This window comes from Herbidospora sp. RD11066 (genome assembly GCF_054661255.1).
Map to the genome: position 1 here is coordinate 1 of NZ_BAAGDO010000275.1, position 251 is coordinate 251.

The 251-nt window shown below is 42.6% G+C and carries 1 protein-coding gene; it reads left to right on the forward strand.

Annotation, left to right across the window (positions count from 1 at the left end; translation table 11 throughout):
* Positions 1–251 (forward strand): hypothetical protein (locus ACYQ78_RS39910; RefSeq protein ID WP_459806199.1); only part of this gene is annotated, 251 nt, incomplete at both ends.

The window sequence follows — 251 nt, forward strand, 5'->3', positions numbered from 1 at the left end:
TGAGGAAGATGAAGGAGATGCTGAGAAAGAAAAGGGAAGTGAAAGCATGGAAGATATACACAAGGAAAAGATGGATGAGGGTAAAGCATCAAGCAAAGAAGAGGGTGTTGAAGTTGAAGAGGCAATTGCAGTTAAGCCTACAGATCAAATAGAGGCTGAGATGATCACTGATACCACTGAACAACCTGCTGCTGAAGAAAAAAGCTCTGAAGCAGTTGGAGACTCTGCTGAAGTGTCGACAAACATCATTC